The 22,359-nt window shown below is 63.6% G+C and carries 30 protein-coding genes; 15 read left to right on the forward strand and 15 right to left on the reverse strand.

Going from position 1 to position 22,359, the window contains the following annotated elements:
- The coding region (locus HYH07_RS36200) for a HAMP domain-containing protein (protein WP_228749151.1) at positions 1–931 on the reverse strand (931 nt) is incomplete at its 3' end.
- Positions 932–1,355: 424 nt separating this feature from the next.
- Here HYH07_RS36200 and HYH07_RS00405 point away from each other — a divergent pair.
- Positions 1,356–1,640, forward strand: a complete 285-nt coding sequence (locus HYH07_RS00405; RefSeq protein ID WP_409363866.1) for a hypothetical protein — start codon at positions 1,356–1,358, stop codon at positions 1,638–1,640.
- 2 nt (positions 1,641–1,642) lie between these two features.
- Here HYH07_RS00405 and HYH07_RS00410 read toward each other — a convergent pair whose 3' ends face one another.
- Positions 1,643–2,158 (reverse strand): DUF4142 domain-containing protein, encoded by a 516-nt coding sequence (locus HYH07_RS00410; protein ID WP_220000589.1) that lies wholly within the window; start codon positions 2,156–2,158, stop codon positions 1,643–1,645.
- A 197-nt stretch (positions 2,159–2,355) separates the two neighbouring features.
- On the opposite strand from HYH07_RS00410, the gene HYH07_RS00415 reads away from it, so the two are divergent.
- The 3 genes from HYH07_RS00415 (at position 2,356) to HYH07_RS00425 (ending at position 3,109) form a co-directional block, all read left to right on the forward strand.
- A complete protein-coding gene (locus HYH07_RS00415; protein WP_220000590.1) occupies positions 2,356–2,550 on the forward strand; it encodes a hypothetical protein in 195 nt (64 codons plus the stop codon).
- A gap of 79 nt (positions 2,551–2,629) precedes the next feature.
- On the forward strand, positions 2,630–2,818 hold the full coding sequence (locus HYH07_RS00420) for a hypothetical protein (protein ID WP_220000591.1): 189 nt from the start codon (positions 2,630–2,632) through the stop codon (positions 2,816–2,818).
- An 84-nt stretch (positions 2,819–2,902) separates the two neighbouring features.
- A complete protein-coding gene (locus HYH07_RS00425; protein ID WP_220000592.1) occupies positions 2,903–3,109 on the forward strand; it encodes a hypothetical protein in 207 nt (68 codons plus the stop codon).
- Between the two features lie 153 nt (positions 3,110–3,262).
- Here HYH07_RS00425 and HYH07_RS00430 read toward each other — a convergent pair whose 3' ends face one another.
- Positions 3,263–3,511, reverse strand: coding sequence for a hypothetical protein (locus tag HYH07_RS00430; protein WP_220000593.1), 249 nt, complete (start codon positions 3,509–3,511; stop codon positions 3,263–3,265).
- A 173-nt stretch (positions 3,512–3,684) separates the two neighbouring features.
- On the opposite strand from HYH07_RS00430, the gene HYH07_RS00435 reads away from it, so the two are divergent.
- Positions 3,685–3,855, forward strand: coding sequence for a hypothetical protein (locus HYH07_RS00435; RefSeq protein ID WP_220000594.1), 171 nt, complete (start codon positions 3,685–3,687; stop codon positions 3,853–3,855).
- A 191-nt stretch (positions 3,856–4,046) separates the two neighbouring features.
- On the opposite strand, the gene HYH07_RS00440 is transcribed toward HYH07_RS00435, so the two are convergent.
- The 7 genes from HYH07_RS00440 to HYH07_RS00470 form a co-directional block, all read right to left on the reverse strand.
- Positions 4,047–4,487 (reverse strand): hypothetical protein, encoded by a 441-nt coding sequence (locus tag HYH07_RS00440; RefSeq protein WP_220000595.1) that lies wholly within the window; start codon positions 4,485–4,487, stop codon positions 4,047–4,049.
- Positions 4,487–4,834, reverse strand: coding sequence for a DUF3147 family protein (locus HYH07_RS00445; protein WP_220000596.1), 348 nt, complete (start codon positions 4,832–4,834; stop codon positions 4,487–4,489). The genes HYH07_RS00440 and HYH07_RS00445 overlap by 1 nt, the downstream gene beginning before the upstream one ends.
- The gene (locus HYH07_RS00450; protein ID WP_220000597.1) at positions 4,827–5,405 is read right to left on the reverse strand and encodes a phosphatase PAP2 family protein; all 579 of its coding nucleotides are present in this window, start codon (positions 5,403–5,405) and stop codon (positions 4,827–4,829) included. The genes HYH07_RS00445 and HYH07_RS00450 overlap by 8 nt, the downstream gene beginning before the upstream one ends.
- A gap of 81 nt (positions 5,406–5,486) precedes the next feature.
- Positions 5,487–6,377 (reverse strand): SDR family oxidoreductase, encoded by an 891-nt coding sequence (locus tag HYH07_RS00455; RefSeq protein ID WP_220000598.1) that lies wholly within the window; start codon positions 6,375–6,377, stop codon positions 5,487–5,489.
- A 204-nt stretch (positions 6,378–6,581) separates the two neighbouring features.
- Complete coding sequence (locus HYH07_RS00460) at positions 6,582–7,133, reverse strand: DUF4142 domain-containing protein (protein ID WP_220000599.1); 552 nt, start codon at positions 7,131–7,133, stop codon at positions 6,582–6,584.
- Between the two features lie 81 nt (positions 7,134–7,214).
- Positions 7,215–7,442, reverse strand: coding sequence for a hypothetical protein (locus HYH07_RS00465; RefSeq protein WP_220000600.1), 228 nt, complete (start codon positions 7,440–7,442; stop codon positions 7,215–7,217).
- Between the two features lie 8 nt (positions 7,443–7,450).
- Positions 7,451–9,250 carry a thiamine pyrophosphate-requiring protein gene (locus tag HYH07_RS00470; RefSeq protein ID WP_220000601.1) on the reverse strand — a complete coding sequence of 600 codons (1,800 nt, stop codon included), beginning with the start codon at positions 9,248–9,250 and terminating at the stop codon, positions 7,451–7,453.
- A gap of 142 nt (positions 9,251–9,392) precedes the next feature.
- Between HYH07_RS00470 and HYH07_RS00475 the strand changes: the two genes are divergently transcribed.
- The 4 genes from HYH07_RS00475 (at position 9,393) to HYH07_RS00490 (ending at position 12,909) form a co-directional block, all read left to right on the forward strand.
- On the forward strand, positions 9,393–9,767 hold the full coding sequence (locus HYH07_RS00475) for a PRC-barrel domain-containing protein (RefSeq protein WP_220000602.1): 375 nt from the start codon (positions 9,393–9,395) through the stop codon (positions 9,765–9,767).
- Between the two features lie 23 nt (positions 9,768–9,790).
- Positions 9,791–9,949 (forward strand): hypothetical protein, encoded by a 159-nt coding sequence (locus HYH07_RS00480; RefSeq protein WP_220000603.1) that lies wholly within the window; start codon positions 9,791–9,793, stop codon positions 9,947–9,949.
- 186 nt (positions 9,950–10,135) lie between these two features.
- Positions 10,136–11,293 carry an HlyD family secretion protein gene (locus tag HYH07_RS00485; RefSeq protein WP_220000604.1) on the forward strand — a complete coding sequence of 386 codons (1,158 nt, stop codon included), beginning with the start codon at positions 10,136–10,138 and terminating at the stop codon, positions 11,291–11,293.
- Entirely contained in the window at positions 11,290–12,909 is a 1,620-nt protein-coding gene (locus HYH07_RS00490) for a DHA2 family efflux MFS transporter permease subunit (RefSeq protein WP_220000605.1), read from the forward strand. Before HYH07_RS00485 ends, HYH07_RS00490 begins: the two co-directional genes overlap by 4 nt.
- 183 nt (positions 12,910–13,092) lie before the next feature.
- Here the strand turns inward: HYH07_RS00490 and HYH07_RS00495 are convergent, their stop codons facing one another.
- Positions 13,093–13,557, reverse strand: coding sequence for a helix-turn-helix domain-containing protein (locus tag HYH07_RS00495; RefSeq protein WP_220000606.1), 465 nt, complete (start codon positions 13,555–13,557; stop codon positions 13,093–13,095).
- 162 nt (positions 13,558–13,719) lie between these two features.
- On the opposite strand from HYH07_RS00495, the gene HYH07_RS00500 reads away from it, so the two are divergent.
- The 4 genes from HYH07_RS00500 to HYH07_RS00515 all read left to right on the forward strand — a co-directional run bounded on the left by HYH07_RS00500 (position 13,720) and on the right by HYH07_RS00515 (position 17,337).
- On the forward strand, positions 13,720–14,457 hold the full coding sequence (locus HYH07_RS00500) for an SDR family oxidoreductase (RefSeq protein WP_057753882.1): 738 nt from the start codon (positions 13,720–13,722) through the stop codon (positions 14,455–14,457).
- 64 nt (positions 14,458–14,521) lie between these two features.
- The gene (locus tag HYH07_RS00505; protein ID WP_220000607.1) at positions 14,522–15,523 is read left to right on the forward strand and encodes a nitronate monooxygenase family protein; all 1,002 of its coding nucleotides are present in this window, start codon (positions 14,522–14,524) and stop codon (positions 15,521–15,523) included.
- A gap of 108 nt (positions 15,524–15,631) precedes the next feature.
- Positions 15,632–16,096 carry a hypothetical protein gene (locus tag HYH07_RS00510; RefSeq protein ID WP_220000608.1) on the forward strand — a complete coding sequence of 155 codons (465 nt, stop codon included), beginning with the start codon at positions 15,632–15,634 and terminating at the stop codon, positions 16,094–16,096.
- Between the two features lie 422 nt (positions 16,097–16,518).
- Positions 16,519–17,337 (forward strand): aldo/keto reductase, encoded by an 819-nt coding sequence (locus HYH07_RS00515; RefSeq protein ID WP_220000609.1) that lies wholly within the window; start codon positions 16,519–16,521, stop codon positions 17,335–17,337.
- Positions 17,338–17,573: 236 nt separating this feature from the next.
- Here HYH07_RS00515 and HYH07_RS00520 read toward each other — a convergent pair whose 3' ends face one another.
- Together HYH07_RS00520 and HYH07_RS00525 are read right to left on the reverse strand one after the other, a co-directional pair.
- Complete coding sequence (locus HYH07_RS00520; RefSeq protein WP_220000610.1) at positions 17,574–17,795, reverse strand: hypothetical protein; 222 nt, start codon at positions 17,793–17,795, stop codon at positions 17,574–17,576.
- Positions 17,796–17,889: 94 nt separating this feature from the next.
- Positions 17,890–18,354, reverse strand: a complete 465-nt coding sequence (locus HYH07_RS00525) for a hypothetical protein (protein WP_220000611.1) — start codon at positions 18,352–18,354, stop codon at positions 17,890–17,892.
- Between the two features lie 161 nt (positions 18,355–18,515).
- On the opposite strand from HYH07_RS00525, the gene HYH07_RS00530 reads away from it, so the two are divergent.
- Positions 18,516–18,788 (forward strand): helix-turn-helix domain-containing protein, encoded by a 273-nt coding sequence (locus HYH07_RS00530; RefSeq protein ID WP_220000879.1) that lies wholly within the window; start codon positions 18,516–18,518, stop codon positions 18,786–18,788.
- A 117-nt stretch (positions 18,789–18,905) separates the two neighbouring features.
- Here the strand turns inward: HYH07_RS00530 and HYH07_RS00535 are convergent, their stop codons facing one another.
- Positions 18,906–20,138, reverse strand: a complete 1,233-nt coding sequence (locus HYH07_RS00535) for a PLP-dependent aminotransferase family protein (RefSeq protein ID WP_220000612.1) — start codon at positions 20,136–20,138, stop codon at positions 18,906–18,908.
- 255 nt (positions 20,139–20,393) lie between these two features.
- On the reverse strand, positions 20,394–20,924 hold the full coding sequence (locus HYH07_RS00540) for a DUF3124 domain-containing protein (RefSeq protein ID WP_220000880.1): 531 nt from the start codon (positions 20,922–20,924) through the stop codon (positions 20,394–20,396).
- Positions 20,925–21,212: 288 nt separating this feature from the next.
- On the opposite strand from HYH07_RS00540, the gene ribB reads away from it, so the two are divergent.
- Positions 21,213–22,289: a 3,4-dihydroxy-2-butanone-4-phosphate synthase gene (gene ribB, locus HYH07_RS00545; RefSeq protein WP_220000613.1), complete on the forward strand. Its 1,077-nt coding sequence runs from the start codon at positions 21,213–21,215 to the stop codon at positions 22,287–22,289.
- The last annotated feature ends 70 nt before the right edge of the window (positions 22,290–22,359 follow it).

The following is a 22,359-nucleotide window of genomic DNA, read 5'->3' on the forward strand; positions in this document are numbered from 1 at the left end:
CCACCATGGTGTTGATGGTGTCCTTCAGCTCCAGGATTTCGCCGCGCACGTCCACGGTGATCTTGCGCGACAAGTCGCCGCGCGCCACGGCGGTCGTCACGTTGGCGATGTTGCGAACCTGTGCGGTGAGGTTGCCGCACATCGCGTTCACGGAATCGGTCAAGTCCTTCCAGGTGCCGGCAACGCCGGGCACGATGGCCTGGCCGCCGAGCTTGCCGTCGGTGCCGACTTCGCGCGCCACGCGCGTCACTTCCGAGGCGAAGGAGCGCAGCTGGTCGACCATCGTGTTGATGGCTTCCTTGAGCTGAAGGATCTCGCCGCGGACGTCGACGGTGATCTTTTTCGACAGGTCGCCGTTGGCGACCGCGATCGTCACCTCGGCGATGTTGCGAACCTGGTTGGTCAGGTTGTTCGCCATCGAGTTGACGCTCTCGGTCAGGTCCTTCCAGACGCCGGTCACCTCAGGCACCTGGGCCTGGCCGCCGAGCTTGCCCTCGGTGCCGACCTCGCGCGCGACGCGCGTCACCTCGGAGGTGAACACGCCGAGCTGCTTGATCATCGTGTTGACGATGGTCGCCGATTGCAGGAATTCGCCGCGCAGCGGGCGGCCATCGACGTCGAGCTTGACCGTCTGAAGCAGGTCGCCCTGCGCCACGGCCGCCACGGCGCGCGTCACCTCGCGCGTCGGCCAGAGCAGATCGTCGATCAAGGTGTTGACGGACCCTTCCATGTCGGCCCAGGAGCCGGAGGCGAGGCCGAACTTGACGCGCTGGCGCGTCTTGCCTTCGCGTCCGACCACCTGGCCGACCAGCTCGAGCTGCTGCGCCATGCGCTGGTTGGCTGCGATGATTTCGTTAAGAGTGTCGGCGATCTTGCCGTCGATGCCGAGATAGTCGCCGCTCATGCGCACGGAGAAATCGCCGCTGCGCATGGCCTGGAGCGCGAGCAGCAATTCCTGCCGGGCATCGGGCTCTGAGGTGCCATTGGGTTTGGGTTTTGGGACGCGACGACCGGAGCGTGATGCAGTTCCGGGATCGAGGTCGCTCATACTGATTCCCCCGCAGGCGTCCGCCGAATCTCTTGGCGCGACGCGTCTGATCAAACTTAGAGCGTCAGCCAAATTCGAAATCAAGCGCCAAGGTAGCGACGCCGGGAATTGGAACCTGCCGTGCTCAGCCCGACGAAGCTAACGGCGAAGAGTATCGAGAGTTCCATTCGATTAGCTAAAAGTTCTTCGACCCTTAATGGGGTGGGCGATGTTCCGGTTTCGAAACCCACGAGCCCTGGGCTTAGGAACGCCGGGACAGGTCCTGAGGTTAGCCCCAAACACAGGGAGAGCGCATATGAGAGCCGGATTGAGCGTCCTCATCGCCGCATTATTCGCAACGGGATCTGCGCTGGCGCAGGCTGGGGCGCCCAGCGGGCGCGGGGCCGTAACAGGAGATCCAGCCGCCAGCTCCGCCACGCCGCAGGCGGATTCACAGACCACGGGGAGCGCCACCAAGTCGAACCCCAGTGGCAGCGGCACCTCGACTTCGGGGGGCAAGGACGACAATGGCGACGCCGGCCGGGACAAGATGCTCGACAGCAATAGCGCTGCGCGCCCGATGGATCAGCGACATCATCCGGAGGACAAGTAGGGCTATTGCTTGTCGGCCATGGTGCGCTCGGCGTCCTTCAACTGCGCGCGGAGCACCGGGAGGTGCTCGCGTGCGAAGGCCGCGAGCGCGGGATTGTCAGGCGTCCTCAGATAGCGCTCGAGCAGGGTGATCGCGGACTCGTATTCGGGGATCTGGGCGGCATAGAAAGTTCTGACATAGGCCGGCCCCTCGGCATCATCGGGTTTTGCGAGGCTGATGCCGGTTGATGTCGCCTTGCTCAGGCGCGGCTCGGCGCCGATCGCATCCTGAATCTCCTTCAGCGTCTTGTCGCGCTTGGCCGCCTCCTCGGCGCGAAGTGCGGCGAGGTTCTTGACTTCCGCATTGCCCTTGAGGTCGGTACTCTCCAACAGGTCTTGCTGGAAGCGGCTGAAAGTGTAGAGGCCACTGATGACCTCGGTGGCGTCAGGCACACGATCTCCGCGCATTTGCTCGCCGGTGCTGTCGGCAACGGCCGCGGTGCTGATGAAGGCCAGGATGATCGCGACAAATATCCGCATGATCATTCAATGACCTGTAGCGTGCAAGGTTCCGGCGGAGGATACGATCCCGTTAGAGCATGATCCGGAAAAGTGTGCAGCGGTTTTCCGAAAAGATCATGCTCAAACAATAACCTAAAGCGCAATGAGGGTTTCATCCTGATCTCATCGCGCTTTAGGCGGTTGCGGGCGCCGGGTTCCGTACCCACGTCTAAGGCATGAAACAGTCTGATATCTTCAGGGACAACGCAGAGAACTGCCTGCAATTGGCCGAGCGCTCGGAAGGGCGGCCCGCCTTTAATCGCTATTCCCGCATGGCGGATGCTTGGACGGCCTTGGCGAGAGAGCAGGACTGGCTCGACGGCGAAGTCCCGCCCGTCAGGGTCAGCGTCGTGCAAAGCCAGGGCGTCTGAAGCTAGGGCCGTCTGGCGGCCGCCTTTGTCGTGGCTCTGCGTGTGAGGCGGCTCACGGAATGAGCTGCAGAAATCAACGATGATCCGTCAACAGTCGGTCGCATTGATTTTTCGATTCCAGAAGGAGGTTCTTGCGATGGCTCCACGTCTGGCACTTCTCTCACTCATTCTCGCCTTTGGCGTCTCCGTCGCGTTTGCGACCGTGACGACGATCCGGCAGGTCCATCAGGAAAACGCCTCCGTGGCGGTGCACGCGGCACACAGCTAGCACTGCTTCCTCTCGCGCTCGTAGGAACATTCGGTGCATGGAGGCGTAAGCGCTTCGAGGCATCGGAAGAAGCGAGAGGACATCATGGCACATTCCGACCACGGCATCGTCAAGGACAAGCGCGGGGAGGATCAGCCGCGCGACAAGCACCGTGCGCAGACCGTGCACAAGACAAACGAAACCGGTTCACCATCGCGCGAGGCGACGCGCGATCCCAAGCTCAACGACAACAGCAAGACGCCGGGCTCAGGCATGACGTCGGATGATTCCGGCGAGGCTCCGAGCGGCTAATTTTTCGCGAGGAACGAATCGTCCTGCGAAGAGTCGACTGATTGCTTCCGGTGACATGCCCCCGGTGCTCCGGAAGCAATCTCCAACGGCCCTGGCACGCCCCGTGCCGGGGCCGTTTTGCTGTAAGGCTGCGATCAGCCCCCGGTGCCGTTTTCAGCCCCCGGCGCCGTTCTCGGGATCGTTCTGAGTGTGCCCCTCCGGTCCGCGCCCGAATACGCCGAAGCTGCTCGACTTGACCCCCGGTATCGCATCGACGCCAACGGCGGCCAGTCCCGACTTGAGAAGTTCGCGGACGGCTGCCGCACGTGTCGGCATGCGGTGCTTGAACCGGAAATCGTCAACCGCGGCCAGCTCTTCCCGAGAAAGCATGACCTGGAGGCGCTCCGCGCGAAGGTCGTTCATGGTCGATCACACAAAGTGAGTAAGTTGAGTAGTTTGTTCAACGGGCGAGATCGGCGCGGGTTCCACAAGAGTCGTCAAAACCTCCAAATGAGTTAGAATAGTCAATGAAATCAATAAGTTAATATTGAAACGAGTTGGGCTTTGGTGCATTCTCCTGCAAAGGGAGATTGGCCATGACAGATGAAGTCAGGTTACCCCGCAACCTTTCCGACGAGCCCGAAGGACCAAAGCCGGTGCGTCCGAGCCACAAGAAGGTCATCGAGCAGATCGAGCGCTGGGCCAACAGCCCGGGCCTGCAACCCCCAAGGACAGATCCAAGGACAGATGATGCGAAAACGATCTGAGCCCCATACGTTCGAACAACGTCTCCATGAGCAGAGGCTGCGGCTCGAGAATGAGCTGTCGCGCCTGCCTGACGGTCATCAGCGCGACTCCGTCGCGGCCCGTATCGATCAGTTGAAAACGGCAGCCGAGATGTACGATTTCCTCAAGTTGGGGGAAGCGGCAGTGGCTTCTCGCTGATCGCCCTCAGCGTTCAGTCCGCGTGACGGGAGGTGATGCGAAGCTTTCGCCTCAGCCACCACGCAGCCACAGAGACGGCAGCCCATACCAGGATAGAAGCCGCGAATGCCCCGACCACGCTCGCCGTGACCAGGGCGTGGAAGGTCGCGGCAAACGCCGCAAGACCAATGCTTCCGAGGCCAGCCCCCGCAGCATCGAGAGCTGCAGCCTGCTGCCCGCGTCGCCGTCCGGCAAGACCGGCCTTTTCCTTGGCGCGGCGCTCGTGGCTCTCGATCAGGGTCGCGCTGGCGCAGAAGATGGCTGGGAGCGCGAGGAAGAGCCCGCCGATGGCCACGCCAAAGCGTGCGCTGACGAGGCCGGTGAAAACGGTCGCCGATCCGCCGAGCACGAAGCGAATGCCGTACTCGTACCAGCGTGTTTGCTTTAGAGCCGATGATGACAGCTTGACCAGCATCACGTGGTCCCTCCTAAGCCCGCGAGCAGGGCGAAGGCGACCGCAAGCCAGACGACGGAAGCGATGAGAGTGGCAGAGAGCGCCCGGAAGCGAAACCTCATCAGAATTTGGCAGACCGCGATGCTGTAGCAGGCGAGGGCTGCTGCGCCATAGATCATGGTCCAGCTTTCCGCAGCAGCATATCGCGCGCCGTGCTGAACGACGGCGATGCTGAGGGTTGCCAGCGCCACCGACGGCGCCGCCGCGAGGAGCCCTGCGAAACTCTTGGGTCGCAACATGTCGCCGAGAATCGCGAAGGCCGATACGATCGCGCCCCCGGCGATGAATCGCAGGAGATACTCAGTCATCGCCGAGCCCGGGAGCGCTGTGCCACCGGCTGAGCGTAAAGAGCCGTAAAACTCGTTCGACAGCGATGCCCAAGGTAAAACCGGCCAGCACATCGCTCGCCCAATGTGCAAGCAGGACGACGCGGGTCAGCGAAAGCCCTACGGCGAGAGCGCGAACCATGCGCCGCGGCCCGGACGGAAGCAGGCCAGCAGCGGAGGCGAGGGCGCCCATGTGGACGGCGTGGCCGGACGGAAATGCGTCTCGGGCACGCCCTGACAAGGGAACGCCACGACAATGGCCGAGTGCCGTCAGCCGATCCGGTCGTGTCTGATCGAACACGGACTTCAGGACATGCGGCAGCGCCGCCGTTACCAGCGACACCAGCAAGATGTGATTTGCGGTCGAACGTTGCCTGGGCGCGCACAGTTGGGCGTAGACCCATCCAGCCGCAGCGAGTCCTATCAGAACGTGCTCGTCGGCTCCCCAAGTCAGGGCCTCGGCTACATGCTCCAGTTTCGAGTTAGTGTGGCTTGCGATCTGGTTGGCGATCGCATTGTCGACGCGTGTCGGTTCTACAGTGAAGAGCGCCATTGATCCGTTGTGAACAAGCTAACATCGTGACAGTTGCGTTACACTTGCATGACAACGGATTTTCCGGCCCGAGAGTTCCTTTTACGGTTGCCCGGATCCACCGGCAGAACCATAGACTTGGCCGGTCGCATAACTCGCATCGGCCGCGGCAAGCTGCACATAGATCGAAGCCAGCTCGGCGGGTTGGCCGGGACGGCCAAGCGGCGTCATGCCGCCGAACTTTTCCAGCTTCTCCATCGTCGCGCCGCCGGAGACCTGGAGCGGCGTCCAGATCGGTCCCGGCGCAACGCCGTTGACGCGAATGCCCTTCGAGGCGAGCTGCTTGGCCAGGGACTTCACATAGCTCATCGTCGCCGCCTTGGTCTGCGCGTAGTCGTAGAGATCCGGCGAGGGATCGTAGGCCTGCTCGGATGTCGTGCCGATGATGCAGGAGCCGGGCTTGAGATGCGGCAGCGCCGCCTTGATGATCCAGAACGGCGCGTAGATGTTGGTTTTCATGGTCGCGTCGAAATCCTCCGACGAGACATCGAGGATGGACGCGCGGGTCTGCTGCCGGGCGGCGTTGTTGACGATGATGTCGAGCCCGCCGAGGCCCTGGACGGCCTCGTCCACCAGCTTCTTGCAGAAAGCTTCGTCCTTGAGATCGCCGGGAATGGCGAGGCCGGTGCGACCTTCCTTCCTGATCAATGCAATCACCTCCTGCGCGTCCGGCTCCTCCGCGGGCAGATAGTTGATGGCGACGTCGGCGCCTTCGCGCGCATAGGCGATCGCGGCCGCCCGGCCCATGCCGGAATCGCCGCCGGTGATCAGCGCCTTGCGGCCTTTGAGGCGGCCGGAGCCTTTGTAGCTGCTCTCGCCGTGATCCGGTCGCGGCTCCATCTTGCCGGCGAGGCCGGGCCAGGGTTGCGATTGCTTCTTGAAGGGCGGCTTGGGATAGCGGGTGACGGGATCGATCAGGTCTTGCTCGGCCATGTCAGCGTTTCCTTGCGCGGTCGACGACGCCAGCGAAGCCGCAGCGAGCGTGGCGCTCGCCGCGCGGACGACGTGCCGGCGGGACACTGAAGTCTTGCCTTGATGTGCCATGAGGGCCTTCACATTCGCGATCTCAATGCGCGGAGGCTGGCATCGTTGCAGAACGATGGACGCCGGGAGCCACCGGCGTCCTCACGAAGGCTTTTACTTCGACTGCCCGACGCTCGGTGCTTTGCCGAGCTCCTTGGCCATGTCGAGGTGGTGCCTGAGCGCGGGCAGCGTCTTACCCGCCCAATCCTTCAGCTCGGAATTGTCGCCACCCTTGGCGTAACGCTCAAAAAGGGAGACTGCGTCCTCGTGGGCGCTGACCTGGTAGGAGTTGTAGTCCGTGCTGAAATCCTTGCCCGAGGCACTCGTGAGCTTGTCGAGCTTGCTCTGGTGCGAGCTGTCGAGCGCGGTCGGCAACGTCGCCTGGACCTTGCCGTTGCCGACGAGGCCCTTCAGCTCGCTGCTGGTCTTGCTGTGGTCGGTGACCATTTGCTGCGCAAAGCTCTTCTCCTGCGCGTTGCCCTTCTGCTGTGCGAGCTTGCTCGACTCGATCTCGAACATGTCGCTGATGGCGACCTCCTTGACGAAATCGGCGGTCGCAGGCGCGACACCGAGCGCCGAATTGACGCCGGTCTTCTCGCCAAGCGACTGGGCGAGAGCTGGGCCTGCAAGAAGCACGCAGGCAAACGCGATGACGGTACGTTTCATGGTCCGGTCCCTCTGATTGACCGCACGGCGCTTGCCGCGCCGGTCTTCGTGGCGATCAACACGGTTTCGGGACCGAGGTTCCTAATCCGTGGGGTGACGGCCGGTGCGGGGATTGATCGGATCGGTCGCCTTTCGCCGCAGCCGCTCGGGCAGGAACGGCTCGGACGGCGAGGCCGACGGTTCGGCTCGCACGTCGGCATGACGCTGCGCCCGCTCGTGCGGCGTCTGGTTGGTGTTGATCTGACGCTTCACGTCGACGCCGTCGACCGGATCGTTGACGCCATGCTGAATGTCACGAAAGTCGCTCATGGTTCACCTCATTCCTTTCCAGGCAGGATTTTTTCGAGCACCTGCCGCGCCGCGCCCTTGATCACGCTGCTCTCGTTGGGATCGCCCTTCATCAAGGCGAGGGAGAAGTTCTTCGCCTGCTGCAAGGTGATGTGCGGTGGCAGCGGCGGCACCTCGGGATCGGTCTTCACCTCCAGGACCACAGGCTTCTCGCTTGCCAGCGCCTGTTCCCAGGCCGAGCCGAGCAGCTGCGGGCTGTCGACGAAGATGCCGGTGAGGCCGATCATCTCGGCAAAGCGCGAATAGGGCACGTCGGGGATGCGCTGGGAGGCCTCGAATTTGGGGTCGCCATTGATGATGCGTTGCTCCCACGTGACCTGGTTGAGATCCTCGTTGTTGAAGACGCAGACGACGAAGCGCGGATCGCGCCAGGATCGCCAGTATTTGGCGGCCGTGATCAATTCGGCCATGTTGTTCATCTGCATGGCGCCGTCGCCGACCAATGCGATCACGGGGCGGTCAGGATGGGCATATTTCGCCGCCAGCGCATAAGGCACGGCGGCGCCCATCGAGGCGAGGCCGCCGGACAGCGAGGCCATCATGCCGCGTCGTATTTTCAGATCGCGCGCAAACCAGTTGGCGCAGGAGCCGGAATCGCTGGTGATGATGGCGTTCTCGGGCAAGCGCGGCGACAATTCCCAGGCGACGAGCTGCGGATTGATCGGCGCAGCGGGCTGATGCGCCCGGTCGTCCAGCGTTGTCCACCATTTGGCGACGTCATCCGCGATCGACTGCCGCCAGGCGCCGTCGCGCTTGGGGGCGAGCCGTGGCAGCAGGCTCCGCAACGTCTCGGCCGCATCGCCGACCAGGCTGACCTCCATGGGGAAACGGATCGACGTCATGCCGGCGTCGATGTCGATCTGCACGCCGCGCGCGGCGCCTTCCTTGGGAAGGAATTCCGCGTAAGGGAACGCGGAGCCGACCATCAGCAGCGTGTCGCATTCCATCATCATGTTGTAGCTCGGCTCGGTGCCGAGCAGGCCGATCGAGCCCGTCACCCATGGCAGGTCGTCCGGCAGCGCCGCCTTGCCGAGCAGCGCCTTGGCGCAGCCGGCGGACAGGCGGTCGGCGACTGCAATCACTTCGTCAGTGGCGTGCAGCGCGCCGGCACCGACCAGCATCGCGACTTTCTTGCCGGCGTTGAGAACTTCGGCGGCATGATCGAGCTCGGCCTCGCGCGGCATCATTCGTGGACCGCTGTAGCCGACACCGGAATGCAGCGTGCCGTGCGTGCGCGGAGGCCCTTCATAGGGCTCTTCCTGCAGGTCGTTGGGCAGGATGATGGCCGTCGGGGCCCGGCGTGCGAGCGCGATCCGTACCGCGCGGTCGATCAGGTGCCGCACTTGAGCGGGCGAGGAAGCCTGCGCGACATAAGCGCCGGCAACGTCCTTGAACATCGAGACGAGATCGAGTTCCTGCTGATAGCTGCCACCGAGCGCGTTTCGCGCCTGCTGGCCGACAATCGCCAGCACGGGCTGGTGGTCGAGCAGCGCGTCATAGAGCCCGGTGATGAGATGCGAGGCGCCGGGGCCGGAAGTTGCGATGCAGACGCCAAGCTCGCCGCAGAATTTCGCATAGGCCGATGCCATGAACGCCGCCATCTCCTCGTGGCGGGCCTGCACGAAGCCGATCCTGGTCTCGGCCTTGGCCTCCGCCCGGTTCAGGGCGCCGAACACGCCGTTGATGCCGTCGCCGGGGTAACCGAAGATGTGACGCACGCCCCATTGATGCAGACGCTGGACGATGAAGTCTGAGACGGTCTGAGACATCGCGGGCGGCTCCCGGTTTCCTTGGCTGGACAACCAAGAACAGCGCGCCTGCGGCGATGTTCCTGCCTGGGCGCAGGTGCCGTCTGGAACGATCGCCCCTGGGCGCCAGTTGATCCCCATATCGGCTGAGTGGAGAACAGACATGTTGAATCAAGGCGAGCTGGACCGCAGCGAGATGGGCCGTCTGATCGGCAGCGACAAGGTCGAGGGAACATCGGTCTACGGTGCCGACCGCAACCGGATCGGTTCGATCGAACGCGTGATGATCGACAAGATCAGCGGCAAGGTGTCCTACGCCGTGCTCGGCTTCGGCGGATTCCTGGGGATCGGCAACGATCACTATCCCTTGCCCTGGCAGTCGCTGAAATACGACACCGAACTCGGCGGCTATGTCACCGGAATCACCGCAAAGGCGCTCGAAGGCGCGCCGAAATATGGCGAGCGCAGCGATTGGAACTGGGGCGACGATGCCGCGATGCGCGGCATCAATGCCTATTACGGCGTTCCATTCGCGTGAACATGTTGCAGAAAGGCTGATCGATGAGCAAGGAACGGCCGACCGACGATCCCCGGGATCAGACTGACTGGGGTTCGCACAGGCAGACGGACACGCCCTGGAAGGGCACTCCGGAAAAAGAGCAAGGATCGGACAAGGTGAAGCCCGATCTGGAGAAATGGCACGAGACCAAAACGCACTGATCTCGTGCGCAGGCAATGGATGAAGCGCGGTACCGCCGGTGCCGCGCTTCTTTCTTGCGCAATGCGTTCACGATTGACGGCGGTGCTTCCGGCAGCCGGAACCATGCTCCAGCGCTACGGTTAGGTTCCGGCGTGCGCGCAAGGCGAGCCTCTGCCGCAGCAAAAACCCCGATCGAGGTGTTCGCCGTGGATGCTCAAATCCGGGAGCGTGGCCCGTCCGCGGAGCAGCCGCAGAAGGCGGAAGCTCCAAAGACTTCGCCTGATCCAAAGCTCGAGAGCAGGGAGCACCCGGCCAAGCCGGACCAAACTCCGACGCTGCGCGAGCGGATCGCCGAGCACTGGCTGCTCGCAACCGTCGGCACCATCGTGCTGATCGCAGCGTTGGTCGGCGGTCTGCTCTACTGGCTCCAGGTCCGCCACTATGAATCCACTGATGATGCCTTCGTCGCCGCCCGCAGCTTTTCCGTGGCCTCGAAGGTCGGCGGCTACGTCACCGAAATTCCTGTGACCGACAACCAGCATGTCAATGCCGGCGATCTCCTCGCCAGGATCGACGAGCGCGATTATCGCATCGCCGTCGATCAGGCCGAGGCCCAGGTCGCGGTCTCCAAGGCCAACATCAGCAATGTCGCGGCGCAGATCGATTCCCAACAGGAGCAGATCAAGCAGGCCCAGGCGCAGCTCGAGCAGGCGCAGGCCCAGCTTCAATTCTCGCAGGAGGAGTTCAACCGCGCACAAGATCTCGTCGAGAAGGGCGCCGGCACCGTGCAGCGTCAGCAGCAGACCCGCTCCGATCTTCAGGCCCAACAGGCCAACACGGAGCGCGCGAAGACGGCGGTGATCGCGGCGCAAGTCGGCATCAAGAGCCTGGAAGCCCAGCTGGAAGGCGCCAAGGCGCAACTCGAGCAGTCGCAGGCGCAGCTCGATCAGGCCAGGCTGAACCTGCAATACACCAGCATCGTCGCGGCGCAGTCCGGCCGCGTCGTCAAGCTCTCGGGCGCCAAGGGCACGTTCGTCTCCGCAGGCCAGAGCCTGATGATGTTCGTTCCCGACGATGTCTGGATCGTCGCCAATTACAAGGAGACCCAGCTCGCCGACATGCGGCCGGGCCAGCCGGTCGAGATCCGCATCGACGCCTATCCCGGGCGCAAGCTGACCGGCCATGTCGATTCCGTGCAGCCGGGCTCCGGCACCGCCTTCAGCCTGTTGCCGGCGGAGAATGCCACCGGCAATTACGTCAAGGTGGTGCAGCGCGTGCCGGTGAAGATCGTGGTCGACGTTTGGCCGGCCGATCTGCCTGTAGGCCCCGGCATGTCGGTCGTGCCCTGGACCAGGGTGCGATGACGGACTCAACGCAAGACGGCGCGTCCGCTGGTGCCTGGTCGCCGGAGCGCTCGGCGGCCGGCGGGCACAATCCTTATCTCATCGCCTTCGTGGTCTCGATCGCGACCTTCATGGAGGTGCTCGACACCACCATTGCCAATGTCGCGTTGCGCCACATTGCCGGCGGGCTCGCGGTCGGCATCGACGAGAGCACCTACGTCATCACCAGCTATCTCGTCGCCAATGCCATCGTGCTGTCGATCTCGGGCTGGCTGTCGACCGTGATCGGCCGCAAGCGCTTCTACATGCTCTGCGTGGCGACCTTCTCGGTGGCGTCCTTGTTGTGCGGCTTCGCGTGGAATTTGCAGGCGCTGGTGCTGTTCCGCATCCTGCAAGGTCTCGGCGGCGGCGGCATGGCCACCAGCGAGCAGGCGATCCTCGCCGATTCCTTCCCGCCGGAGAAACGAGGCCAGGCCTTTGCGATCTATGGGGTCGCCGTTGTCGTCGCGCCGGTGGTCGGCCCGACGCTTGGCGGCTGGATCACCGATACCTATAGCTGGCACTGGGTGTTCCTGATCAACGTGCCGATGGGGCTGCTCTCGCTGTTCCTGGTCGGCACGCTGGTCAAGGAGCCGTCGGGCGCGGAGGAGGAGCGGGCGAAGCTGCTCGCGAAGGGCCTGCGCGTCGACTATATCGGCTTCGCCCTGGTCGCGATCGGGCTCGGCTCGCTCGAATTCGTGCTCGACGAAGGCCAGCGCAACGACTGGTTCGGCTCGAATATGATCGTGCTTTTCGCGGTGCTCGCGGCGGTCTCGCTGCTCGCGCTCATCCCGTGGGAGCTGACGCGCGAAGACCCCATCGTGGATCTCCGCCTGCTCGGCCGCCGCCAGTTCGCCGCCTGCTTCCTGGTCATGCTCGGCACCGGCGCGGTGCTGATCTCGACCACGCAGCTTCTGCCGCAACTGCTTCAGACCGAGCTGAATTACACGGCGATGCTGGCCGGTCTCGCGTTGTCGCCCGGCGGTATCGCAACATTGTTGCTGATGCCCGTGGTTGGCAGGCTCGTCAGCACGGTGCAGCCCAAATATCTCATCATGTTCGGCGCCGCGGTCGTGGCGTTCTCGATGTGGCATCTGACCGGGCTCAATGGCGACATCACGTACGGCTACGCGGCGCTGGCTCGCATCTTTCTAGCGGTCGGCCTCCCCTTCCTGTTTCTGCCGGTGACGACGGCCTCCTATGACGGCGTGCCGTCCGACAAGACCAACCAGGCCTCCGCGCTGATCAATGTCGCCCGCAATATCGGCGGCTCCATGGGCGTCGCGCTGGCGCAAACGATTCTTGCGCAGCGCCAGCAATTCCATCAGAGCCGCCTGATCGAGCATGCCGCGCCATCCGACCTCGGCTACCAGCAGACCATCGAGGCGATGACGCGCTACTTCCAGGCCCAGGGCTCGAATGCGAGCGATGCCGCCTCGCAGGCGGTCGCCTGGGTCGGCAGGACCTTGCAGCAGCAGGTCGATTTCCTCGCCTATATCGACGTGTTCTGGACGCTCGCGATCATTGCCGTGCTGATGATTCCGACCGCGGCCGTGCTGCGCCCGATCAATCTCGGCGCGCCGGCGCGCGGGCATTGAGCGCAATGGCGGTCAGTGCGTCGATGGCGTGAGATCGTATCCCACCCTCGGCGTCATCGCCCGCGGAGGCGGGCGATCCAGTACGCCGCGGCGGATGTGGTGAGAGCGAGCCCTTCAACGCTGGCCTCTGGAATACTGGATCGCCCGGTCAAGCCGGGCGATGACGGCTGTGGTTGGAGCAGCTTAAGCAATCGCCCTTGCCTGCCCAGGCCCCGCATGCACATGAACCTGCTTGGCATGCAGCACATCGCCGCATTCCGAGCACACCATCACCGGGTCGAACAGCTTGCCGCAGCTCTTGTGCTCGTGCAGCAGCGGGCGGCCGCGCTCGTCGCCCATGTGGGTGTCGCCCCAATGCACCATCGCCATGATGACAGGATAGAGGTCGAGGCCCTTCTGCGTCAGGATGTATTCGTAGCGCTTGGGCGCTTCGGAATAGGGGACGCGGCGCAGGATGCCGAAGCGGACCAGCTTCTTCAGCCGCTCCGACAAGAGATGCCGCGTGATCTGGAGCGACGACTGAAACGCCTCGAAGCGTCGCACCCGCAAAAAGCATTCGCGCAGGATGAGCAGCGTCCAGCGGTCGCCGACCACGGCGACCGTGCGGGAGAGCGAGCAGGGCTCCTCATCCAGCCTATCCCACTTCATGATCCTGTCTCCGGCACGCACATAGTCAGTCAGAAAAAGGAACTGACTTTGAATGAACACGGCTATTTCGGCATGAAGCTAGCATTCGGATCGCAAGTTTGACAGTTCTATTTTAGAACTATAGCCTCCGGCTCAATCATGCTCTCATCGGAGGAGGCGACGATGTCCAGGCGAAACGCGACCGCGGCCGTGATCGGGGCCGGCGATTTCATCGGCGCCGAGATAGCCAAGAAATTCGCAGCCGAAGGCTTCTCGATCTACGCAGGCCGCCGCAACGGCGACAAGCTGGCGCCGCTGGTGAAGGATATCGAAGCCGCCGGCGGTGAGATCCACGCGCGGTCGCTGGACGCGCGCAAGGAGGAGGAGGTCATCTCCTTCCTCAACGACGCCGACAAGCATGCGCCGCTGGAGGTCTGCATCTTCAATGTCGGCGCCAACGTCAATTTCCCGATCCTCGACACCACCGAACGCGTGTTCCGGAAAGTGTGGGAGATGGCCTGCTATTCCGGTTTCCTCGCCGGCCGCGAGGCGGCGCGGCTGATGCTGCCGCGCGGTGGCGGCAATATCTTCTTCACCGGTGCGACCGCGTCCTTGCGCGGCGGCAGCGGCTTTGCCGCCTTTGCCAGCGCCAAGTTTGGCTTGCGCGCCGTGGCGCAGGCGATGGCGCGCGAGCTCGGGCCGAAGAATATCCATGTCGCCCATCTCATCATCGATGCCGGCGTCGACACCGAATGGGTGCGACAGCGCCGGCTCGAGGCGCTCGGCCCCAACGCGCTCGACAATCCCGACCTGCTGATGCCTCCGTCGGCCGTCGCCGAGTCCTATTGGCAGCTTTATCAGCAGCCGAAGAGCGCCTGGACCTTCGAAATGGAGATCCGCCCCTTCGGTGAGACATGGTGACCGCTGCGCAAAAGTCCGGCTAGACTGAACGCAACATCAGGCAAATTCCGGGGAGGAGAATGAAGTGAAGACCGCGATCACCGAACTGTTCGGCATCGAGCATCCCATCATCCAGGGCGGCATGCATTTCGTCGGCTTTGCCGAGCTTGCCGCTGCCGTCTCCAATGCCGGAGGCCTCGGCATCATCACCGGCCTCACCCAGAAGACGCCGGAGCTGCTGGCCAAGGAAATCGCCCGCTGCCGCGACATGACCGACAAGCCGTTCGGCGTGAACCTCACCTTCCTGCCGGCTTTCTCGGCCCCGCCTTATCCGGAATACATCGCCGCCATCGTCGAAGGCGGCATCAAGGCGGTGGAGACCGCGGGCCGCAGCCCGGAAGCATACATGCCGGCGCTGAAGGCGGCGGGCATCAAGGTGATCCACAAATGCACCTCGGTGCGTCATTCGCTGAAGGCCGAGCGCATCGGCTGCGACGCCGTCAGCGTCGACGGCTTCGAGTGCGGCGGCCATCCCGGCGAGGACGACATTCCCAACATGATCCTGCTGCCGCGCGCAGCGGAGGAGTTGAAGATCCCGTTCGTCGCCTCCGGGGGCATGGCCGACGGCCGCAGCCTCGTCGCGGCGCTGGCGCTGGGCGCATCAGGCATGAACATGGGCACGCGTTTCATCGCCACCAAGGAAGCGCCGGTGCATCAGAACGTGAAGAACGCGCTGGTCGCGGCGACCGAGCTCGACACCCGCCTGATCATGCGGGGCTTGCGCAACACCGAGCGCGTCTTGAAGAACGCCAATGTCGAGCGCCTGCTCGAGATCGAGCACGCCAGGGGCGACAAGCTCACGATCGCCGACATCCACGACCAGGTCGCGGGCGTCTATCCCAGGATCATGCTGGAAGGGCAGATGGATGCCGGCGCCTGGAGCTGCGGCATGGTCGCAGGCCTCATCCACGACATCCCCAGCTGCAAGGAACTCATCGATCGCATCATGATTGAGGCGGAACAAATCATTCGTAACAGGCTGATCGGGTTCCTGGATGGGACGGGTGCGACGCGAAAGGTCGCCTGACCCCGCCAAACTTCTTAACCACTGTTACATTTGGCCGCTGGAAATGCACGCGGCGCCTCCTAAATAGGGGTAAATTACTCCTTAACTAATCAATTTCAGGAGGCGTCCGTGGTCCTGAAAAGCATTCCCAGTGTGGTTGCCATTGCCCTCGTGCTCGCAGTGGGCGGTATCGCGCGCGCTGACGATTACAAGCCTGACGAATATCTCGGTCTCGATCTCTCCAAGGCCGTGCTGTCGCCGAAGCGGCTCGGGCCCGAGACGCATTTCGCTCCGGTCGCGCTGGAAGCGAAGGGCGGCAATGAGGCGCAGGCCCGGGCCGAGCCGGTCGACGTGCCGAAGAAGGTCGCGGCCGAACGCGTGCACGTCTCCGAGCCCAAGATCGCTCACACCGAGATCGCTGACACCAAGATCGCTGACACCAAGATCGCTCACAGCAAGAGCAGCCAGCCGCGCGGCGCAGCCCGCACCAGGCTCGCGCATCGCCACGCCAATCCGCTCGACGCGCAGGCGATGGACACCCGCATCCAGACCTGGCCGTGCCGTTCCGGCGGCATCTGCAACTGGAAGCATTGAGGCGTAGCTGCTGATCATACGCCTCTGCCGCTTGCGCCGGGACTATCGCCTATGAGGAAGCGTGGCGGATAGCTCGCCTGCGGCCATCCTTCGAGACGCCCGCCTCCGGCGGGCCCTCAGGATGAGGGTGGAATGTGTGGCAGCGGTCTCGATGGGCGACGCTGCTGTTTAGCCTCATCCTGAGGAGACCGCTGGAAGCGGTCGTCTCGAAGGACGAGGCGCTCGCTCGGGCCTCGCGAGCTCATATACGACGGGCCCTGCGCTCGCTGGAGAGGCGGCCCTAACCCGATATTGATTAGCCGCCGCGCGCCTGCCGCGCTATCATGCCCGCTCCCGCCACCTCTTTTCCATCACCGAAGAGTCTGCTCACGCGGCATCGCCGCGTGCATCCGGCGGGCTGCAATATCTCAGGAGCCTGTTCCATGGACCATCTGAAAACACGGGGCATCAGCATGCCCAAGCTCGGCCTCGGGACCTTCCGCATGCAGGGCGATGTCTGCCGCGAAGCGGTCGAGAGCGCGCTGTCGATCGGCTATCGCCACATCGACACCGCCGAAATGTACGCCAACGAGGAGGCCATCGGCGCCGCGCTCGCCGCTAGCTCCGTGCCGCGCGGCGAGTTGCATGTCACGACCAAGGTCTGGCACGAGAATCTCAGCCCGGATGCGATACGCCGCGCCTTCGACGCCAGCCTGGCAAAGCTCAGGCTCGACCATGTCGACCTCTATCTCGTGCACTGGCCGTCGAGATCGGCGAACTGGGGCGCGGTGTTCGAGACCTTGATGAAGCTGAAAGAGGAGGGGCGCACGCGGGCGATCGGCGTTGCCAATTTCACTACGGCATTGCTCAAGATCGCGCTCGAGGACATCAAGGCGCCGATCGCCTGCAACCAGGTCGAATATCATGCGATGCTGGATCAATCGAAGCTGCTGGCCTATCTCAGCGCGAAGTCGATCCCGCTGGTCGCCTATTGCCCGCTGGCGCAGGGGCGTTTTGCTTCGGACTCGGTGCTCGCCGAGATCGGCGCGAAACACAACGCGAGCGCGGCACAGGTCGCATTGAGATGGCTGCTCGACCAGGACGGCGTTGCCGCGATCCCCAAGGCGTCACGCCGCGAGAGCCAGCAGGCCAATCTGGATGCGCTGAAGATCAAGCTGGATGATGCCGATCGCAAGAAGATCGCCGCGCTGCCGAAGGACAAGCGCTGCGTCAATCCGGGCTTCGCGCCGCAGTGGGATTGATGGGCTCGCGAAGTATCGTAGGGTGGGCAAAGCGACTTGCCCGCCGTAGCTCGAAGAGCGAAGGCGGGAGCGTGCCCACCTCCTGGTCGTGGGCACGGCGCAAGTGCGTCTTTGCCCACCCTCCGATTTTTCGGACTTGTGGAGAGATACCTATCGCCCGTCTCGCCTTGCAAGGGAGAGGGCGCAGAACGCATAGAAATGGCCCCGCGAGGGGCCATTTCCAGTTGCGTTGCGCGTTAGTAGTCCATGTGGTGATGGCGATGCTTGATCACCACGACGCGGTCGTGATGGCGCCAGCCGCGATGCAGGCCATAGTCGCGATGCTCGCGGAATTCGGCGCGGGCGCCGTACAGGCCGTGATGGCCGTGCTTGACGATCACAGTCTCAGCACTTGCCAGCGTCGGCGCCGCAACCGCGAGCGCACCCAGAGCGGCAACGACATAACCAAGCTTCTTCATGATGTCCTCCTCCAATCGAATGCAAATTCAAACGGCGCATTCGCGCGAACGTTCCCAAGGGAACGGGAAGAGAATTCTGAATGGATGTTCAGGATCAGGACGATGGTTGAGTGCAGCGTTGCTGTGGAGGCGTCGGCGCGCCAGTCTTCACGTATTTGCCATCCTTGATCGTGTATTCGTCCCGATCGCTGCGATTATAGATCGCGCGCAGGCTGCCGTCATTCGCATGCAGCAATCCGAATTCGCGCGTCTGATGCAACGATGCGAAGTAGACCATCAGGTTGAGCAGGCCTTCGGCGTCGACGGAGGCGGACACCACCTCGTTCTCATCCTTGACGTCACCGAAATTGCGCCGGTACATCACCCGGCCGTCCTTCCGGATTTCGTAAGTCAGCACCGCGCCCTTGTCGCGGTCGGGCGTGACAGCGCAGTCGACCGCCCATGACCCGAGCAAGCCCCATTGCTCGATCGTCGCCGCGAGCGTCTCGGCACGCGCGATCGAAGTGAACGCAACCCAAAGCACCGCCGCGCTGGTCCAGCGGCTCAAATGACGCATCATGTCCCGAAAGGCCCCGCCTCGAATAATTCCAAGCAAAGTCTAGCATCCCCGTCTCGATCGTCCACGGCAGGTCGCGATCGCGCGCGAATTTGATCCGCGTCAATGAGGCCACGCGCCTACGGGGTAAGATGACGCTCCCGAAGGCGAACGTGGTGAAAGCAATGCTGAATCAAGTCATGGATTTCGCGGGTGAGGTGCTGCCGGGGAGCTGTGCCGCGCCGCCTTGTTCGGAGACCGCGTTTCTGGCGGAGCTGGGCGAGCGTCTGAAGACGTCCCGCGCCCGCTGCGAGCTGTCGCGCCGGGAGCTGGCGCGACGCTCCGGGATTTCAGAGCGGTATATCGCCCAGATCGAGGCCGGCAAGGGCAACGTCTCGATCGTCCTGTTATTGCGGCTAGCCTCCGCGATCCACGGCAGCCAGCCTCGGGTGGCCTGATGTGCCGCTCAAGCGGAATGTGTTTTGGTTAATCGATGCGAACCGGGAGCTCAGTTCACCTCTCCCCGTCGGGGAGAGGCGATCCCGCACGTCGATTGATCCTAACTTCATCGCGCGCTACGCACGCTTCTCCACATTGGCGCTGCGGGCCGGCACGCCGAACTCCTTGCGGCAGATTTCGGCCAGCACGGCGACGCCCTCGCGAATCTGCTGATGCGACGGACTCGCAAAGCACAGCCGCAGGCGCGAGCTTGAATAGCCTTTGTTGGTCGACCATTCCGGGCCCGGATTGATCGAGACGCCGGCAGCGAGCGCAGCCTGATAGAGCTTGAGCGTATCGACCTGGTCGGGCAGCTTCACCCACAGGAAGATGCCGCCTTTGGGCTCCCTGAACTCGGCCGCGGTCCCGAACTGCTCGTTGAGGGCTTCCATCAGCGTATCGAGCTTGGTGCGCAGCGCCTTGGACAGCGCCGGCACATGGCTGGCGAAATGCGGCTTGCAATAGCTGGCGAGCACCATCTGCTCCAGCGCGCCGGAGCCGGCATCCGTCTTCAGCGCCAGCATCCGCGACATCACCTCCCAGGGCGACACGATGAAGCCGACGCGCAGCGCCGGCGCGATCGACTTCGAGAATGAGCCGATATGGATCACCCCGCCGTTCCGGCTCATCGCGTAGATCGCCGGTGGGCGATGCCCCGACCAGACCAGGTCGGCATAGCAATCGTCCTCGAAGACAGGCACGCCATGTTCGGCCGACAGCCGCAGCAGCTCGGCGCGGCGGCTCTCCGGCATGATGCTGCCGGTCGGGTTCTGCACGGTCGGGATGGTGTAGATGTATTTCGGCCGGATGCCGCGGCTCCTGAGGTCCGCCAGCGCCGAGGCTAGCGCATCCATCCGCATGCCGTCGTCGTCGAGGGGAATGCCGACGGTGTTGACGCCGAGGCGCGTCAGCCGCTGCAACGCCCCCTGGTAGGTCTCCTGCTCGACGATCACGGTGTCGCCGCGCGAAAGCAGCGTGTTGTTGACGAGGTCGAGCGCCTGCAGCGAGCCGGAGACGATCATGAGATCGTCGACCGTGCAGCTGATGCCGGCATCGCGCTTCAACTTTGTCACCAGGAACTCGCGCAGGGGGATGTAACCTTGCGGGCCGTGCGCCAGCCCGTAGGTGGCGAGCGAGCGGCCCTCGCGTTGCAGGGCCTGTTTGGCGGCCTCGATCAGCTCATCGAGCGGCAGCTGCTCGGAATCGTTGTTGCCGCCGACAAAGCTGTATTTGGCAAGGCCCGTCCAGCGCGCAGAAGGGGCCGGCAGCCCTGCGGGAAACAGGGGCGCGAAGTCAAAGCTGGACGTCATGGGGTTCCTCGTTGTTTTTTATTGAGTGTTGTTTTTATTAGGCAGGCCGGCGTGGTGCCGACCGGGCGCCGCGATGTCGATCATGACATCATGCCAGTGTTTTGCCCGACGCGTCAAACGAAATTCGTAAAATCCGCATCCTCATCGCGCATGGGAACAATGCGTTGATTTCACTGATGCGGCTACTGTGCATGGGGTTGTTTTCGTGGTTTCGGTGGGCGCTCGCGACGGCACCCGCTCGAAGCAGCGGCCGCGTTACTTCTTGCCCACCGTCCTGGTCGGACGTCCCTGGCTGATGAAAGCGTAATGCGCATTGGCGACGCCGCCAACCATCAAGGCCTCGACGACGGGCTCGGCGATCTCGCCCGTGGCGGCCCAGTCGACGATGAAATTGGCTCCGGTCCCGCCGCGCACATCGTCGGTCGGAATGACGATCGAGATGGTGGCGAGCGGCTTCACCGCGACCGGTGCCTTCAGATAGCTCTCGACCTGTTTCCCGGCGGTGTCGAAATAGGCGATGCGCCTGACCACCAGTGCTTGCGTCTCGGAGGCGTTGTGGACGCTCAGCGTCACCGAGAAGTCGACCCGCAGCTTGCCCTGGCTCATCGCCACGCTGGAATAGGCCGGCACGTAGAAGCCACCGGAGATGGCAAGCTCCTCCTTCGGCATCGCTGTGAGCGAGCTGGCGAAGGTCTGCTCGATCTCGACCTTGCTTTGTGCGAGCGCCGGCGTGACCAGGACGAGGGGGCACAAGAGGCCCGCGAGGAGTGGAGCGACGAATCTCATCTGGTGCATTGCCCGTTTCACCCTTGTCACCCTTGGCGTAGTTTGCCCGGCAGCCACGATCCTGACTACCCTATTGCCGGGGATTGCACAGCTCTATCAGGCGCGGAGCGGGTCTGGTCAGGGGAAGGTTCGGACACCTTCCGCGCGCCCCCGCCACGCCTATATGGCTGGTATCCGCCGGTACAAGGCTCAAGGCCGGTACGGCGCATATGCGGTTGCGGCCGGGGCACTAGCGCATGGATCGGAGTCCGGCTAAGCCTCCCGCCCACACCATTAAGAGATTGGGAAATGCCCGATACCGTTCAGGAAGTTTTGCAGGCCTTTGCCCGGGGCGAGCTCGTCGTCGTGACCGACGACGAGGACCGCGAGGGCGAGGGCGATCTGATCGTCGCCGCCTCATTCTGCACGGCGGAAAAGATGGCCTTCATCATCCGCCACACCTCCGGCATCGTCTGCGCGCCCATTACCCCCGAGGATGCGCGCCGGCTGCGGCTCGATCCGATGGTCGCCCACAACGATTCCGCGCACACCACCGCCTTTACGGTCTCGATCGACTACAAGCCCGACGGCGGCACCGGCATCTCGGCCGAGGAGCGCGCCTCCTGCTGCCGTGCGCTCGCCAATCCCAATGTCGGCGCCAACGACTTCGCCCGTCCCGGCCACATCTTCCCGCTGATCGCCAAGGACGGCGGCGTGCTGCTGCGCTCCGGCCATACCGAGGCCGCGGTCGATCTCTGCAAGCTCTCAGGGCTTCCGCCGGTCGGCGTCATCAGCGAATTGATGAACGACGACGGCAGCGTGATGAAGGGCGAGCAGGTCGCCCAGTTCGCCGCCAGGCACAAGCTGAAGCACGTCACCATCGCCGACATGATCGCCTACCGGCAGGCGCGCGAAAAGCTGATCGAGCGGGTGTCGACCTTCACGACCGAAAGCCCGATCGGCCCGCTTCAGGGCTATGCCTACCGCTCGCCGTTCGATTCCATCGCCCACGTTGCGTTCGTTTACAACGGCGTCGGCGACGGCAAGAATGTGCTGACGCGCTTCCACAAGCCGAACATCGTCAAGGACACCTTTACCGGCCACAAGCGCATGGCGGTCGTGCTCGAGCACTTCAAGAAATCGGGCCGCGGTGTGCTGGTTTACTTGCGCGATGGCGCGGCCGGCGTTCCGGTCTCGCCGCTGCCGGATGAGACATCGACGGAGGCTGACCGCAACCGCCAGTGGCGCGAGGTCGGCGTCGGCGCGCAGATCCTGCGTGATCTCGGCGTCACCTCGATCCGCCATCTCACCTCGTCGGTGCACGACTACAAGGGCCTCTCCGGCTTCGGCATCGAGATCGTCGCCAACGAGCAGCTTGAAAGCTGACGCCAACGCAATTGCACTTGTTGCGCTGGCGCTTTAGTTTGTCGGGCAATTTCTAGACGGAACCAGATGC

The sequence above is a fragment of the Bradyrhizobium sp. BR 10261 genome, assembly GCF_019455395.1.
GTDB lineage: Bacteria > Pseudomonadota > Alphaproteobacteria > Rhizobiales > Xanthobacteraceae > Bradyrhizobium > Bradyrhizobium manausense.